Here is a 15,546-nt window from a genome sequence, read left to right on the forward strand (position 1 = left end):
GGGCCGGGCGGCCACTCCTGGCGAGCCACTGAAGGCAGAAGCTCTTGAGCCACACCCGGCCCTCCCGGGCCAGGAAACATCTTACGGAGAAGCTCTTGCGGGCGCCCTTGAGCAGGAGATGGTTGCGGGGCCGGTGGATGAGACGGCTCTTCTCCCCGGTTTTGTAGCAGCACAGCGCGGCGACCGAGGTCCGGCGGCGGGAGCGACCGCGGACGCGGATGACGGGGGTGTGTCCGCGCCGGCCCCAGGTGCGGGCGCGGGGCGGCGTCATGGAGAATCCGGCCTCGTCCTCGAAGACGAGCCAGCCCCCACACGCCGCCGCGAGCCTTTTACCCGCGGCCACACTTCCTTCTTCCACAGCTCCACCGCGTGCTCGTCGCGCTCGAGGGCTCTGCGGGCGGGTGCCTGCCAGGACCAGTCGTGCCGTTTCAGCAGCCGCCACACCGTCGCCACCGACAGGCTCACCCGCAGCCGGCGGCGGATCACCGTCTGGACCCGGACCAGGGTCCAGCGTTCATCCTCGAAGCCGTGCGCCGTCGGCCCCCTGCCTAATTCCGCCTCGAGTACGGCGAACTGGGCATCGGTGACGGTCGGGGAGTTCGCCGGACCCGTCGAGCGCAAGGCCGCCATGCCGCCCTCACGCCAGGCGCGACGCCAGCGTTCCACCGACCGCACACTCACCCGCAGGTCCTTCGCGATCACCGCGGTCTTCTCACCCGCCGCGAACCTCTCGCCGGCTTGAAGCCGGATCCCCTCACGAAAAGCCCGACGCTCAGCGGTCAGGCCCCCACCCTCCGGATAACGCATACCACCGGCATACCGCAAGGATCAAGAACCGTCACACCCGACGACAACCCGCAAAGCTCAGTAGTCAGCTCTGTGGAGTCCTGCTGCCTGGGAGGGAGTGGCGATCGAGACCTGACGCTGCTCGGTGTAACGGTCTGTAGCAAGGAGTGATCTCGCCGCGCCGGAGGAATCAGGCAGCGTCGCTTGCGATAGACGGGCGACTTCGCGATCCGAACGCTGAATCGGAGGGACGCCAGTGCGTCGTAGGCACGAGCAGGTGCGGCGCTCTCGAACCCGTGAGCGAGTGCTGCCCAGCATGTCCTGCCGTGAGGGCGTCGTTCGGGGCGTGGACGTCGAGGTTGTAAGCAGGTTCTTCGTCTGCTGTTGGTACACGCGTGACCTGCCCGCTGACCAGCAGAAATGATGCGCCTCGATGGTTCCCGCCCAGGTGGTGGTCCGGGAATGGTCCGGATCTTGGCAGGGCCCGCTCCGGAATGGCCAGGGCGGGAGGGGCCACGCCCAGTGCAGCCCCTCCCGAGCGGGCCCTCGGTGCTCGGGCGAGTGCGGCGGTCGGGCGCGGTTGAGCGGTGTCCCCGGTGTCACACGCGGTTCGCTGCTTCGGCAGAGGCGCGGGCGGACGAGAGAGGAAGGATCCCTGCGCTGCCTGTGCGTCCGCAGGTGCCGGTCGCGCTCGTGAAACCATCGTCGGTGCCAAGCCGAAGGCCGTGCGGGAACGGGAGTCTGACCCCGCCCCTCAGCGCCAAGTGCGCGGCCGCTGGTCCTGGTCTACCGATTCTGGAGTAAGACAGTAGTCCCCGGCGGACTCGTCTCCACAGCGTCGGCGAGCGGACCTTTCGGGTGGCCAGGGGACGGTGCCGGGGCGTTGTTGCCGGTCGCGGTGTTGGGAGCCGCCGCTACCTGCAACGAACGCGGGATCCCGCTCACCATCGCCGAACGCCTCGACCAGCTCAGGCATCGGTGGAACCGATGCTTTCGAGGTGGCGGCCACCATGACAGCGGGGGCGGACGCCGGCCTGCTCCACACTGCCGTCGTCGTTCTTTGCGTGGAACAGGGCCGCGACCACCGTTCTGGTCTTGATGGCGGTCGGCGGGGATCGTGTCGCCTGGACCTGAACCGGGCCGCCGGGAGCTGCCGCAGACGATCAAGGTGTCAGAGGGGAGAGCCGCTTTCCTCGGTCTCGTCCTCGACTCTGGAGGGGGGCTCCACGAAGAGTCCCTGGTACTGAGGTTGCGGCACAGTGGCCAGCGCCGTCGGTTCCTCGACCAGCGCAAGGTAGAACCGTTGGGCCTGAGAGGTAGTCATGTGTTTCCCCTTCATGTCTCACGCTCCGAGGCGCGGACTTGGCGGCCTGCCTGCGGCATGTTCGACTAGCAGTAGCTGAGCAGGCATCGCGATCATATGTTCACCAGGCGCAATCTCGCGTCTCCAGCACCTGGCGAGGTGCTGACGAGTGATGAGCGGCCTGGTGAGATGCTGGGACTGTATGCGCCGGCCGTCGGGCAGCTCGACTGCCGGGTGCTGGGGTGGGGCGGGAGGGCCGGTGTAGCCAACCACAGGGGTGGCGACTGCGTCGGAGTGCCTGATCTTTACGCCTGAGCCTATGTCCCTCCTCATCTCCGCACTGAATCCCGACTACCTGAACCTGGTCGAGGAGTACGAAGAGAACTGACTCCCCTTGGCGTGACCGCGGTGCCCAGGGGTTCTCTCTCTAACTGATCGTTCCGCGATCGCCCTTCCTCCGCTGCTGCGTCCGGGGGGCGTGGCCAACCCCACCGTCCTGCCGCTCGACTACCTGCGCAACTGGCTGCTCGCCCTGGCCGCCATCGTGCTGTTCACCCTCGCGTACGTCGGCGTGCGTGCCGTGGCACGCCGGATGGGCCGGGAGAGCAGTCGGGCCTGATCGGAGCGGGGCCGCGGAAAGGCGCCGGGTTCGAACGTTGTTCTTGAGTGATCGTTCATGTATTTTCTTCTCATGCCCAGACCGCGAGAGTTCGAGCCCGACGCCGTCCTGAACGTGGCCATGCTGCGGTTCTGGGAGCGCGGATATCGGGCGGTGTCCGTAGAGGATCTGGTGAAGGCGACCGGAGTCAAGCCCGGCAGCCTCTACAGCGCCTTCCCCGGCGGCAAGCGTGCGCTCTTCCTGAAATCGCTGGAGCGGTACTCGAAGCTGGTCGTCCCCCAGAAGCTGGGCGAGTTGGAGGCTCCGGGCGCCTCCGTGGGCGAGATCCGCGGGTACTTCGACGGGCTGGTGCGCGATCTGCTCAGCCCCGAGGGCCGGCAGGGCTGCCTGCTCGTCAACACGGCGATCGAGAACGCCGCCGAGGACGACGAGGCGGCGGCCGTCGTCCGTGGCCACCTGGCCCGGCTGGAGCGGTGCATGACCCACGCACTGGAGAACGCGGCCCGCAGGGGCCAGGTGCGCGCCTCGCTGGACCGTTCCGGGAGCGCAAAGCTGCTGGTCGCCACCTGTCAGGGGTTGATGGTCGTCGGGAAGGCGAACCCCGAAGAGGCGCTCCTGCGCGCGATCGTCGACAACGCCTTCGCCGCTCTCGCCTGACGGCGAGGCGTACGGGCCACCGTTCGCGGTGGCCCTTTTCTTCGCATCAATAGTTGAATGAGTGCTCAAGAATGGAGCTGGGACATGAAGGCCATAGTCATCTCCGCCCACGGCGGCCCCGAGGTCCTCACCCTCACGGAACTGCCCGACCCCGTGCCCGCTGGCGGTGAAGTGCTGGTCCGGGTCAAGGCGTTCGGCCTCAACCACGCGGAGGCCTACATGCGCAGCGGCGCCTGGGGGAAGGTCGCCGCCGTCCCCGGGATCGAGTGCGCCGGCGTGGTCGAGGCCGACCCGTCCGGTGAACTCGCCGTCGGCACCCGGGTCGTGGCGATCCTCGGCGGTATGGGGCGGACCCGCAACGGAAGCTACGCGGAGCTGGTGACCGTGCCGGCGACCAACGTGGTGGCCGTCCGCTCTTCGCTGGACTGGGCCGATCTCGCGGCGGTTCCCGAGGTGTACGCGACGGCGTGGAGCGGCCTGTTCGGCAATCTAGACCTGCGGCCCGGCGAGACCGTCCTGGTGAGGGGAGCGACCTCCTCGCTCGGCCAGGCTGCGGTCAACCTGGCGGTCGACCACGGCGCGACCGTCCTCGCCACGACCCGGGACCCGCTGCGGGCGCCCCTGCTGAAGGAACTCGGGGCTGCCGACGTACTCATCGACGACGGCGCGCTCGCCACCCAGGTCGCGGAGCGGGAGATCGGCGTCGACGCGGTGTTCGACGTCGTCGGCAACAGCGTCCTGCGCGACTCGCTGGCCCTGGTTCGGCCGCGCGGCCGGGTCTGCCAGCTCGGCTTCCTGGGCGGATTCGAGCCCGTACGCGACTTCGACCCGATCGCCGACCTTCCCAGCGGGGTCCGGCTCAGCTTCTTCGGGAGCGCCTTCGTCCTGGGCACGCCCGAATTCCCGCTCACCGACGTGCCGTTGGACGAGATATACGCCAAGGTCGAGGCCGGTGTCCTGCGGGCCGGTCCCGCCCGGGTCTTCCGGTTCGGCGAGATCGTGGAAGCTCATCGGGCCATGGAGGCCGGAGAAGCCCTCGGCAAGATGGTCGTCACCGTCGGCTGACCCCCCGACCTTCCGTCAGCCCGCCGAGGGGCGCCTGGTCGGAGGTTTGGGACTCCGGGTGGGGTCCGCACTGCTGCGGACCCCACCCGGCGGTTCACCGCTCGGCAACCGTCAGCGTGTGAGGTGTACGAAGTGCCGGCCTGCCGCCTGCCAGGTGTCGTACGGGGTCCAGCCCGCGGACCTCGCTGCGGCGCACAAGGCGCGGGTGCCGAGCCGGGCCCACCAGAAGGAGGCTCCGCGGCCGCCGGTGCCGTCCTCGACGTACACCTCGACGCGCTCGTCGACGTCGGCGGTGGCGACCTCGACCAGCAGGAAGCCGTTGGTGGCGGTCAGTTCGGCGGCCCGGCGCAGCAGGCCGGCGGGGTCCCCGCCGATGCCGATGTTGCCGTCAACGAGGAGGACCGTGCCCCAGCCGCCTTCGCGGGGAAGCGGGTCGAACACCGACCGGCACAGGGCGCTGCCGCCCGCCCGCTCGGTACGGGCCACGGCCTCGGGGGTGACGTCGACACCGAGCGCCGTATGGCCGAGCCCGGCGAGGGCGGCGACCAGTCGGCCCGGTCCGCAGCCGATGTCGAGGACGGGCCCGGTACATCGGGCCAGGACGGTGTCGTCGGCCGCGTCGGGCTCGGCGCGCCACCGCTCGACCTCCAGCGGCAGCAGCCAGCCGTCGCGTCGACGGAGCAACAGCGGCCCCTGCCCGGTGCGGAGGGCGACCGCGTACGGATCCGCCTGCCAGGTACGGGTGGCGGGCTCGGCGAGCCGGGCGGTCATCGGGTCACCGCGCACAGGCCGTGGTGCAGAGTGGCGAAGCGCGTCCGCGGGGCTGCGGCCGCGACCCGATCCGCGTCGGCGGGGGTGTCCACGTCGCACAGCTCGGGCAGGTCCCGTACGGAAAGCCCCGCATCGGTCAGGTGCTGCCGCTGGACCTCGCCGGTGTGTGCCGCGGACATGGCCTCTACGAGTCGCTCTGGGACATCGGCGTCGCCGATCGGCCCGCCGCCACCCGGCCATCGAGGACGTGTCACAGTCAAAGGATGAGCGCGGCTACGAGATGGCCGCCGAGCTGCGCCTGGGCATCGCCGTCAAGGCAGGAGGAGCGACGCACGATGACGCGTGAGACCGCCGGCGCAACCAGGAGCACCAGGCCCAGGGCCCAACCGCGCCCCTGAGGTTTGCAGCTCCTTGCCAAGTACCCTGGTGATGCCGGGGTAGGACGAACTCATCGGCTAGGTGGATGCCTTGCTGCAGGCGGCTCCGGGCAGGCGTACCAGACGTTGGATACGAGCATGGAGCGGAATACGGTGTCGGCGACGGGTGAAAAGTGGTTCTGGATCACTTTTGGTGCAGAGCCACGGAGCGTCACCGAAGCCGCGATCATGGACCCTCGTGACCGACGATCTTCTTCTCCAAGACCTCTGGTTCCACCACGCCGATGACGTCGTGCTCGACACCATCGCCGTCCGCGGCGAACTGGTGACCGTCCAGGCCGCTGCGAGGTCCGGCCGGGCCATATGTCCGGGCTGTGGAACCAGCTCGAATCGGGTGCACAGCCGGTACGTGCGCCGCCTGGACGATTCCGCGGCCGGCTGGCGCCGTGTGATTATCGAGTTACAGGTCCGCCGGTTCCGATGCCGCCAAGAGGAGTGCCCGCAGGCAGGTACCGGGCCTGACTTTCCGCCATGGACGACGGAGTCAGGGCTTACAGACGGCTCTGAGGCATGTGGCGCTCATGCTGGCCGGCCGTGCTGGCTCCCGGCTCGCCGATGCATTCGCCGTTCCTGTGAGCCGGTCCACGTTGTTACGGCTGATACGAGGCCTGCCCGAGGCCTCGCCGCCGACGCCTCGTGTGCTCGGCGTGGATGAGTTCGCTCTGCGCAAGGGCCACGTCTACGCCACGATCCTGGTGAACATCGAGACCCGCCGCCCCGTCGACCTGCTTCCCGACCGCAGGGTCGAGACCGTCGCCCGCTGGCTGGCTGATCATCCTGGCGTCGAAGTGATCTGCCGGGATCGCTCCGGCATGTATGCCGAGGCCGGGCGGCTCGGCGCCCCCGACGCGATCCACATGGCAGACCGGTGGCATCTCTGGAAGAACCTCGCCAAAGCGGTCGAGAAGACCGTCATTCACCACCGTGCCTTGCTGCCCGAGCCTCCGACCAGCACGCCGGCCCCGTCGCCAGCCCTGTTCCTGCCGCCGAACACTGCCGGACCGCGGCGCTCGGGGCGTTTGTCGGACCGCGTCCGGGAACAGCACGCCGCCGTCCATGGCCTCCTGGCTGAGGGCATCGCCCTGCGTGTCATAGCCCGGCCGCTGGGCCTGGCCCGCAACACCGTGCGGCGCCTGGCGCACGCGAAGGACCCCGACGAGCTCCTGGTCGGCCGCTGGAACGGACGGGCCAGCATCCTCGACCCCTACAAGCCCTACATCGACCAGCGGTATGCCGAAGGCCGCACCGTCGCCCGACGCCTCTTCGAAGAAATCCGTGAGCGCGGTCATGGCGGCCAGGAACAGATCGTCCGCAAGTACGTCCATCGCCTCCGCGAGGCCTTCCCGAACCAGGCCTCGCCCCGCCGCAAGACCTCCGTCAGGGACGTGACCAGTTGGATCACCCGCCACCCTGACAACCTGGACGAAGACCAGGCTCAAAGACTGAAGGACATACCGGAACGCTGCCCCGAACTCGACCGCACCGCCGAACACACCAGGGTGTTCGCCGAGTTGATGAACAATCGCCACGGACACCGGCTCAAAGCCTGGATCGCACGAGTACAGGCCGACTCGATCCCAGCCCTGCAGACCTTCGCGACCGGCCTCGAACATGACCTCGACGCCGTCGTCGCCGGCCTGAGCCTGCGCTACAGCTCCGGGCCCGTCGAAGGCCATACTGACTTGAGCTCGTTGGGGTGAATCGTTGCGAAGTTCCTGATGGGTGTGGGTGGGTGACTGTATTCGTGGTGTGTGAGATATGCGGATGGGGGCGGGCTGACTCCGACAGGACGTCAGCGGCGCGAGGCGGTACGGCTGCAGGCGGCTGAACTGTTCGAGCAGAAGGTCAAGCCGTCGGAGGTTGCAGGGCGGCTGCGGGTGAGCGTGAAGTCGGCTTATCAGTGGCACCAGTTGTGGCGGGACGGCGGTGTTCAGGCTCTGGCCTCTCGCGGTCCGAGCGGGTCGCGGTGCCGTCTGTCCTCGCGGTGTCTGGAGAAGCTGGCCGTGTATCTGGAGGAGGGGCCGGCCGCGCACGGCTGGGTCGAGGACCAGGTGTGGACCGCATCGAGGGTGGTCACGCTGATCGGCAGGAAGTTCCACATCTCCTACAGCGTCTCGGGTGCCACCCGGTTGATGCACCGGCTCGGGTTCTCCCCGCAGGTGCCCGCGCGGCGGGTCGCCGAACGCGACGAGCAGGCCGTGAGCACGTGGCGGGAGGCGACCTGGGCGGAGGTAAAAGGGCCCGGGCGGCCTGCGGGGGCTACGTCTGCTTCGAGGACGAAGCCGGCTTCACCCGACGGCCGCCCCGGGGACGGACCTGGGGCCGGCGCGGCATCACCCCGGTCGTGACGGTCAGCGGGCGCCGCTCGGGACGGCTGTCGGTGGCCGGCCTGATCGCGATGCGGCCAGGCTCCCGGACTCGGCTGTGTCACCGCCTGCGGACCCACCCCGCCGGCAAAGGAACACGTCGCAGTATGGGCGAGCGGGACTTCATCGCTCTGCTCGACGGTGTCCATCAGCTGGTCAGGGCGCCGATCGTGCTGGTCTGGGACCGGCTCAACACCCACGTCTCCCGCAGGATGCAGGAATTCGTGGCAGAGCGTGAGTGGCTGACGGTCTTCCTGCTGCCCGCCTACTCACCCGACCTGAACCCCGTTGAATGGGTGTGGGCACACGTCAAACGCAGCCTCGCCAACCTCGCCGTCATGGCACTCGACCGCCTCGAAGCACTCGTCCGCAACCGGCTCAAACGCCTTCAATACCGGCCCCACACCCTCGACGGCTTCATAGCCGGCACCGGCCTCACCCTCGACGCACCAGCCTCACCTTGAAAAGCCGAAGTCAGTAACAACAAGATCAAGATGCTGAAGCGCCAGATGTTCGGCCGCGCCAACTTCGACCTCCTGCGCAAACGCGTCCTGCACGCCGCATGACGCCGGACCTCGCAGCGGCCTGGACGGTCACCAGTTCGCCGCGGACGGCGATGGTGTCGAGCATGACGTCATCGACGTGGTGGAACCAGAGGTCTTGGAGAAGAAGATCGTCGGTCACGAGGGTCCATGATCGCGGCTTCGGTGACGCTCCGTGGCTCTGCACCAAAAGTGATCCAGAACCACGATTCAAGCGCCGTCGACAGGCCCGGCCCCGAGTCCCGGCACGTCCTCAACGCCCACGTCCAGGCGCAGCCGCTTGACGCAATTCGCCGCACGCCAGCTCGGACTCATCACGCGCCGAGGCCAGCCCTCCACAGCCGTACGGCTCTTGCGAGCCGGGCTCCTCGCTGCAAGCCGGCCAGGTATGCATGTGTCGAATGGTGATCAATCTGCTGTATCGCGTTCAACGACGCCGTCTCTTGCTTGTTCGCCCAGCACGAGGCCACCAGCGGCCATGACCGTGCGGTGCGAGTGTGGGACACGGCCACCGGCGGCGCTATGGCCACGCCGCGAAGTCCGGCCCGGCCTGTTCCCGGAAAGTGCCGTGGACGCATTGCAGGGCGGCCTCGATGGCCTTGGAGTCAAAGCCGTCTGTGGAGTGGGCTTACCGGGATTTGGCTGAGCGTGGTCTGGTGGTGCGGAAGCCGCGGGTGGGGACGGTGGTGCGCAGTCGGGCGCGTGTTCGTGTTCCCCTCGAGCCGGTATGGCGCTGTGCTGCGGCCCGGTGGCGATATGGGTCCGTGGGAGACGGCGGCGGCTGGTGTGGGTGTGGGTGGCGCCGTGGTTCTGCGGGCTGTGGAGCGCATCGCCGCACCTGCCGATATTGCCGCGCTGCTGGGGCTGGAGCCCGGCACGCTTGTGGTCCGTCGGGCCAGGCACGCGCTGATCGAGGGGGAGGTCGTGCAGATACAGGAGGCCTTCTATCCGGTGGATGTGGCGGAAGCCTGTGGGCTCGACCAGCCGGGGAAGGTTGTCGGTGGTGTGCTGGGCGCGATGAGTGCTGGTGGGCTGGCTCCCGGGTTCGCTGATGAGAAAGTCACCGCGAGGATGCCGACGGCAGCGGAGGCGGCAGCGCTCGGGATGGGGGAGAGGGTGCCGGTTCTGTGTGTCGGGTGTGTGGTGCGCGGCCGTGGCGGACGCCGGTCGCGTCCTTGAAGGCTTTCATGTGGTGGGTGCCGCCGACCGGGTTGAGCTTCACTACGACGAACTGCCCTAGGCAGGGGGCGTGGTGTAGCAGCCGGGGAAACTCACCGGTGAGTCACCAGTACTGCTGTCACCTGGTCGTGATCCCGGTTGGGGCGTCATGGTGATCGGTTCGGTGACGTTCACCCTGTTGTGTCGAATATGACCTTGCCTGAAACCTTAAACGAGCCCCGCCACGAGTGGCGGGGCTCGCAAGTCCTCGTCCCGGGCCTGGTCCGCCTGGGCGGGGAAGAGCACCTAGTCGCAAGAACTGGAGGTGCGCTGAGTCATGAGCGTACGCGGAATCCCCCTGGGCGCGCCACATCGTGCCCTTCACATCGGACACGTGTTAACCCCACCATGGGTGGTGCGTTGTGGCGCTTGAACCGATTCTGTGGGCCCTGCATGACAGTCCCGTGGCCGGTACGACGGATCGGATGCTGCTGGCCGGTCTGGCGGAGAAGGCGGACTCCGACGGCTGCAACGCGTTCCCCTCACGCCGCACCCTGGCCAGGATCGCCCTCTGCGACGTGAAGACGGTCCAGCGGCGCCTGGCTTCCCTGGTGGAGCAGGGTGTGATCGTGCTGGGGGATCAGGACGTCGCCCGCTACATCCCCAAGCAGGCCCGCCCCAAGGTGTACGACCTGCAGATCCCGGCGGCCTGGTACGGCCCGGAGCGCCTTGCCCGGGTGAACCAGGACCGGGCCCACCGAGGCCTGCCGCCACTGACCAACGACAACCGCGCGCCACTTCCGCCGGCCCCGCCCCGCGCGCAGCGTAGCGACAAGGGAAAGCCGCGCCCTGGGGGAGGGGACTCTCAGTCCCCTCCCCCAGGGCACCCCGATCCCGACGGGAGGGGGGACTGTCAGTCCCCGGGCAGGGGGGACTCTGTGTCCCTTCAGGGGGGACTCACAGTCCCCCAACCCTCTCCCTTAACCCTCCCCGTAACTGAAACCCCCGTAGCGCCTACGGCGCGCAGCGCCGATGACGCCCGCAGGGCTGGTGCGGGTAGTAGTGTGCGCGAGGCCGGCGGCTCCGCCGCGCCCGCAGACGCTGACGCGCCCGCCCTGAGATCCGGTCGGGGAGCATCTGCCTCCCACCGCATCCCCCCAGCGCTGGCAGATGCCATCCGCGCGGTGGAAGCGGCATGGCCCAGGGAACTGGCCGCTCTGCTGCCAGACCACCGCCCGTCGGTGCTGAGGGAGGCGATCCTGCAAGCCCTGGACGGCGGGCGCACAGCACACCAGCTGGTGCAACGGATCCAAAGGCGATGGTGGACCCACGGCTACGCCCGCGCCCTGGCCGAGGGACAGCTCGCCTCCCCGGTGGGTGTCGCGGTCGCTCTGGTGCGCCCGTCCACGGACTGTCCTGATCCGATGTGCGAGGACGGCGTGACCCTGCACCTGGGCGATGGATGCCCGAAGTGCGAGCAGCGTCGCACGGACCGCCGCCGGGGACAGGTACCCGGATCGCGGGAGAAGGAGCCCGCGCCTCACTGGTGGGAGTGCGATGGTCAGGGCTGCACGGCTGCCGGAAAGGGGCCCCGGCCGGCTGACGGCCTGTGCTGGCAGTGCCAAGAACGGGTCGAGCAGGCTGCCGCGCAGACCGCCGTGCAGCGAGTGAGCGCAACCCTGGCAGCCGAGGCTCAGGCGGCAGGGGAAGCGGCACGCCTGCGGCAGACGATCCGCTGGGCGCGCATGCTCGACGAGGCCTACGCGGAACATGCCGAGCGCAGCAAGACGGCGCAGGAGCGGACCGAGGCGCAGCGGAAGGCAGCGGCTGACGCCGCACAGGTACGCATGCTGCGGGAGCAACTCCTGCGCGAGCACCCCGAACTGGGGGCATACGCACAGGAGCAGACGTGATCGCCTGTCCGGCTCCATTGGATGAGTTTGAGAGAGGTAGCTGCTTTCAGGGGCCCGGGTGTCGTCCCGCTGGCCGCAGGTCCGTCAACTGCCTGCGATTTCTACTAGTTTGTTCAGTCTTGTCAAACAAGGAGGTTGTGAGATGAGTTTGGTGCTGCGAATCGATGCGGACGGTGGGGCGGCCCTGGTGCCGTGGCCGGCTGATGCACTGGAGAGCGGCTTGTTGATCCGGGCCGGGGTGGGGGGCTCTGTCGATACGGCGGTCTACCACCGCCGGGCCGTGTTGCATGTCCACGGCAACGGTCAGGCTGAGCGTCTCCCGCTGAACTTGTCGGCATGGGTGCTGGCTTCGGTGTGGCGGGGGATCGAGTTGCCCTACGGTTTTTACGGCACGGTGATGGTGACCGGACCGCGGTCGGAAGCCTTGGGTGCCGATCTTGTGGAGGAGGTCCAGACCGTGTGTGCGGCGGTGGCCGAGGTCCGGGCCGAGTGGCAGGACCGGCCGCCGGTCGGCGAGAACGCTGCCCGCGCCGAACTCCTCGCGACGGGCCGGCATGCCAGGGATGCGCTGCGCGCTCCGATGGCCTGAGCCTTCACACATCAAGTGTGCTGGACGGCTGCGGGGAGCGGTGCTCCCCGCAGCCGTCCAGTGTGTGCGATGTCGTGTCAGACCCGCATGGTGTTCGCCTCGGAGGGTGCCGGCTTGCCGGAGAGGACGAGGGCGATGGTGTCCTCGGTGGTGTCTTCGAGGGTGATGTCGTACGTACGCGCCATTTGCTGGATGCGGGTGAGGGTCCGGCGGATCGCGGCGTCGTTCCCGGCGGCCCATTCGATGGTGAGCAGGTCGCGGTAGAGGACCTCGGAGGTTGCCTCGACTTCCAGGCCTTTGTGCACGGTGTGGCGGGCGGCGTCCAGGTCGGGTAGGGCGCCGTCGGTTTGCCAGCGGGCGAGGGTGTGGGCGGTGTCGGTGATCCTCGACAGCATGTCCTGGACGATCGGGTCGGCCCAGGGGAGCGTCCGGCCGTCGAAGGGCTTGCCCCGGACCAGTGCCATCGCTGCCTCCAGGTCTTCGGTCCCGGCGCGCGGACCCGCTGCGAGTCCCCGGCTGGCGAGGGCTTGGAACTGTGCCCAGTCGGAGGTGACGGCCGGGTGGAAGGTGTATCCGGCGCCGGTTTTGGGGCGGGGGAGGAGTGGCTGGCCGTCGGTGTGGAGGCCGACTGCGCCGCGCAGTTCGGACAGGCGTGAGTGCAAGGTCCGGGTGGACCAGGGGTTGGCGGGGTCCATGGCCTGGCACAGGGCGTCAGTGCTTCGTCCGGGCCGCAGGTGGATGAGGGCGGCGATGGCGGTGGTGCGCGGGCTGTGCGCGGTGCTGTCACTGCCGGTGATCCGCAGCGGCCCCAGCACCTCGATCCGCACTCCCGCGCTCTCGCCGGTGGCCGTCTGGCGGGGTAGCTGCGCGGATACCGGTGCGGGATCCGGCGCGACGACTACGGGGCTGCTGCCGGCTGCCTGCCCCGTGGCTGGCGCGCCGTCGGGTTCCGTACCGTAGTCGTTCGTTGTGCCTGCTTCGGCGGTGCCGTTGGTCTCAGCGGGCTCCGTGGAGGCAGGGATGAATCGGGCGGATCCGGCGAGGAGGGCGGGGAAGGGGTTGCCGGGGTCCAGCGATTCATCGCCGACGGCGTGCACTGTCAGCGGGGCCCCGCCGGCGGCCGCCTGGTCGTGGTCCTCGGCGTTCGCCCACTGACCGGCCGCGGCCTGCGGCTCCTGGGTGGACACCTGGAGGGCGTGGACGTACTGCCGGTATTGCTCATCGGTGATCCGCTGCAGATCCACCGACGTCTCCAGCACTGCGACGGTGGCGTCCTGGCCGCGGGCTACGTTGAGGACTTCAGCGTGGGGGAAGCACCGGCGGGCCGCCGCGGTGGCGGGCAGGACGACCGCGGTGTCCAGTGTCCGGCCGGCGGCGAGAGCGTCGGCGAGCTGCACCAGATGTTCCCCTTCCATGTCCCCGGCTCCGACGGCCAGCCACGGAAGAACCTGCTCCCCGCTCTGGTGCGCTTCCAGCATGAGCTCGCCGAGGTCGGCTGCGACGGCGGGAAGGTGCGGCATCGCCCGGATCCGGCCCTGCGGAAGGAGACCGGCGAGGCGGGCACCGAGACCGGTGGTGAGGATCTCGCTGTAGTCGGTCCACGCGCAGGTACCCAGCTCCAGCGCGACGGCACGCGCCACCTCCAGGACCGCCTCGTCGGTGCCGTCCAGGAGCAGGACCCGGCAGGTCATCAGGTCGATGAGGACCAGGCCGTCGGAGTTGGCACCGAGGGTGACCAGGCTGGGGTAGGGCGCTTGGACATCGGCGACCTCCTCGGCGGTGAAGAGTTCCGCCGTCGGGTCGAGAGTCCAGGTGCGCGTATGGGGGCCCGCGGTGAACGGGGCCACGGGCGGGGCGGGTTCGTCCAGCAGCAGGGTGACCCCGGCAGTGTCGAGGCGTGCTCCGCGCAGCGCTGGCAGGTCTCGGCCGTCGGTTGCGGCGTGGTGGGCGAGGGTGCGCAGCGCGCGGTCGAGCAGCTCGATCCCGGCTGGCCCCGAAGTCGCGGACAGGAGCTGCTCCAGCTCGGTCGGCTCCTCGTCCTTGGCGATGGTCTGCCCGGCTTTACGTTCGCGCTGTTGCAGGATCCGGCGGACGCCGAGCGCCCCGGAGAGTGAGGCGGCCAGCAGCGTTCCGATGCCGGCGATCAGCGCGAAGTTGACGTGGCTGCCCGCCGTCTCGTCTGCCGGTACCGCGGTGGCCGACAGAGCCGGCTGCGCTGCCTCGGCCGTCGCCGAGGGCGAAGCGGTCGCGGAAGTGGACGGCGACGGTGCGGGTTTCGTGGCGGAGGCGGATGGCGCCGGCGTGGGTGGTGCGGGTTTCGTGGCGGGCGGAGGGGTGGCACTGTCGTCGGTTCCGGGATCCGGTTTGGCCTCCTGCGGCGGGGCCGGGTTGGAGGCGCTGCCGGGCAGGGTGAGGTGCTGGCCGGGGTGGATCAGGTCGGGGTCCGTGAACGTCCCGCCGCCGGGCATCGGGCCGCCCTTGTTCAGGTCGAAGATCTCTCCGTACCGGCCGGCGTCTCCCAACTGAGCCTCGGCGATGCTCGCGAGGTTGTCGCCGCTCTTGACGGTGTAGGCCGTGCGGGTCGCGGTGCCGGACGGCTGCGGCACGTGCCCTGAAGCCGCCGGCACGGGGCGGGCGTCCGCGGGAAGGTGGAGGATCCATCCGGGCTGGATCGGCCCATCGGCGTGGAAGGTCCTGCCGTCAGTCATGGTGTTGCCCTCATTGAGGGCGGCGATGTCTTCCCAGCGTCCGCCGTCGCCCAGGCGTGCCTCGGCGATGGACCACAGGCTCTCGGCCGGCTTGGCGTCCCGCACCGTGTGCGTCGCCGCGGCCTGCTCCGTTCCGGCGGCCGTGGACAAATGGGTGGCACCGGTGCCGGGAACGGCAGCCGCCGTGGTGGTGGTGTGGGTGGCGGCCTGGGCGGGGGAGGGGGCCGCAGCAAGGGCGGTCCCGGTGGGCAGGGCCAGGAGGACGGCGCCGACCAAGGCGGCGGCGGCACGCTGGCCGACCAGGCCGCGGATCTGCGGGGCGGATCGGCCGCGTAGCTGGGCGGGAATCTCCAGCAGCACCGAGACGGCGAAGAGCGCCCAGCCCGTCCATCCTGCGACGGCGAGGGCGAGGAGAAACACCTGCCCGGAGTCGTCGGTGGTGAAGAGTGAACTGAGGGCTGCGAGTCCGGGGGGTCCGACGATGGAGGCGGCCCACCACAGCAGCACGGGCAGGCCGCCCAGCAGTACGAGGAGGACGGCCAGGCTGAGGAGCGCACGCAGCAGGGCGGCCGCGGTGCGCACCCCGCTGAGAGGCTTGCGGATGGTGGGCTTGGACATGAACGGGGCCCCTT

The 15,546-nt window shown here is 69.4% G+C and carries 11 protein-coding genes and 5 pseudogenes; 11 read left to right on the top strand and 5 right to left on the bottom strand.

What is annotated here, in order from left to right; translation table 11 throughout:
* Positions 1 to 267 precede the first annotated feature (267 nt).
* Together EES41_RS36230 and EES41_RS41790 are read right to left on the bottom strand one after the other, a co-directional pair.
* A complete protein-coding gene (locus tag EES41_RS36230) occupies positions 268 to 807 on the bottom strand; it encodes a winged helix-turn-helix domain-containing protein (RefSeq protein ID WP_123082075.1) in 540 nt (179 codons plus the stop codon).
* A 1,150-nt stretch (positions 808 to 1,957) separates the two neighbouring features.
* The gene (locus tag EES41_RS41790) at positions 1,958 to 2,110 is read right to left on the bottom strand and encodes a hypothetical protein (RefSeq protein WP_164496059.1); all 153 of its coding nucleotides are present in this window, start codon (positions 2,108 to 2,110) and stop codon (positions 1,958 to 1,960) included.
* Positions 2,111 to 2,567: 457 nt separating this feature from the next.
* Here EES41_RS41790 and EES41_RS41795 point away from each other — a divergent pair, with 457 nt between their 5' ends.
* The 3 genes from EES41_RS41795 (at position 2,568) to EES41_RS36240 (ending at position 4,430) form a co-directional block, all read left to right on the top strand.
* A complete protein-coding gene (locus tag EES41_RS41795; protein ID WP_164496060.1) occupies positions 2,568 to 2,708 on the top strand; it encodes a hypothetical protein in 141 nt (46 codons plus the stop codon).
* Positions 2,709 to 2,780: 72 nt separating this feature from the next.
* Entirely contained in the window at positions 2,781 to 3,365 is a 585-nt protein-coding gene (locus EES41_RS36235; RefSeq protein ID WP_164496061.1) for a TetR/AcrR family transcriptional regulator, read from the top strand.
* A gap of 84 nt (positions 3,366 to 3,449) precedes the next feature.
* The gene (locus EES41_RS36240; RefSeq protein ID WP_123082077.1) at positions 3,450 to 4,430 is read left to right on the top strand and encodes a zinc-binding dehydrogenase; all 981 of its coding nucleotides are present in this window, start codon (positions 3,450 to 3,452) and stop codon (positions 4,428 to 4,430) included.
* Positions 4,431 to 4,541: 111 nt separating this feature from the next.
* Here the strand turns inward: EES41_RS36240 and EES41_RS36245 are convergent, their stop codons facing one another.
* A complete protein-coding gene (locus tag EES41_RS36245; RefSeq protein WP_123082910.1) occupies positions 4,542 to 5,201 on the bottom strand; it encodes a bifunctional 2-polyprenyl-6-hydroxyphenol methylase/3-demethylubiquinol 3-O-methyltransferase UbiG in 660 nt (219 codons plus the stop codon).
* Positions 5,198 to 5,365: pseudogene (locus EES41_RS36250) on the bottom strand (glycosyltransferase); the annotation flags it as partial. The gene EES41_RS36245 and the pseudogene EES41_RS36250, both read right to left, overlap by 4 nt.
* 538 nt (positions 5,366 to 5,903) lie before the next feature.
* Here EES41_RS36250 and EES41_RS44275 point away from each other — a divergent pair.
* From EES41_RS44275 to EES41_RS36285, 8 genes and pseudogenes are all read left to right on the top strand, one after another.
* A pseudogene (locus tag EES41_RS44275) lies at positions 5,904 to 6,056 on the top strand (transposase family protein); the annotation flags it as partial.
* A gap of 22 nt (positions 6,057 to 6,078) precedes the next feature.
* Positions 6,079 to 7,338 (top strand): annotated as a pseudogene (locus EES41_RS36260) (ISL3 family transposase); the annotation flags it as partial.
* A gap of 75 nt (positions 7,339 to 7,413) precedes the next feature.
* Positions 7,414 to 7,986: a winged helix-turn-helix domain-containing protein gene (locus tag EES41_RS36265; RefSeq protein WP_302186193.1), complete on the top strand. Its 573-nt coding sequence runs from the start codon at positions 7,414 to 7,416 to the stop codon at positions 7,984 to 7,986.
* Positions 7,962 to 8,468: pseudogene (locus tag EES41_RS36270) on the top strand (transposase); the annotation flags it as partial. The gene EES41_RS36265 and the pseudogene EES41_RS36270, both read left to right, overlap by 25 nt.
* 897 nt (positions 8,469 to 9,365) lie before the next feature.
* The gene (locus EES41_RS41800) at positions 9,366 to 9,725 is read left to right on the top strand and encodes a UTRA domain-containing protein (protein ID WP_164496063.1); all 360 of its coding nucleotides are present in this window, start codon (positions 9,366 to 9,368) and stop codon (positions 9,723 to 9,725) included.
* 464 nt (positions 9,726 to 10,189) lie between these two features.
* A pseudogene (locus tag EES41_RS44280) lies at positions 10,190 to 10,318 on the top strand (helix-turn-helix domain-containing protein); the annotation flags it as partial.
* A gap of 570 nt (positions 10,319 to 10,888) precedes the next feature.
* The gene (locus EES41_RS43440) at positions 10,889 to 11,617 is read left to right on the top strand and encodes a hypothetical protein (RefSeq protein ID WP_254211705.1); all 729 of its coding nucleotides are present in this window, start codon (positions 10,889 to 10,891) and stop codon (positions 11,615 to 11,617) included.
* Between the two features lie 142 nt (positions 11,618 to 11,759).
* On the top strand, positions 11,760 to 12,206 hold the full coding sequence (locus EES41_RS36285; protein ID WP_123082082.1) for a hypothetical protein: 447 nt from the start codon (positions 11,760 to 11,762) through the stop codon (positions 12,204 to 12,206).
* A 77-nt stretch (positions 12,207 to 12,283) separates the two neighbouring features.
* On the opposite strand, the gene EES41_RS36290 is transcribed toward EES41_RS36285, so the two are convergent.
* On the bottom strand, positions 12,284 to 15,532 hold the full coding sequence (locus tag EES41_RS36290; protein WP_123082083.1) for a LysM peptidoglycan-binding domain-containing protein: 3,249 nt from the start codon (positions 15,530 to 15,532) through the stop codon (positions 12,284 to 12,286).
* Positions 15,533 to 15,546: the final 14 nt, after the last annotated feature.

This window comes from Streptomyces sp. ADI95-16 (genome assembly GCF_003721495.1).
In the GTDB taxonomy this organism is placed as follows: domain Bacteria; phylum Actinomycetota; class Actinomycetes; order Streptomycetales; family Streptomycetaceae; genus Streptomyces; species Streptomyces goshikiensis.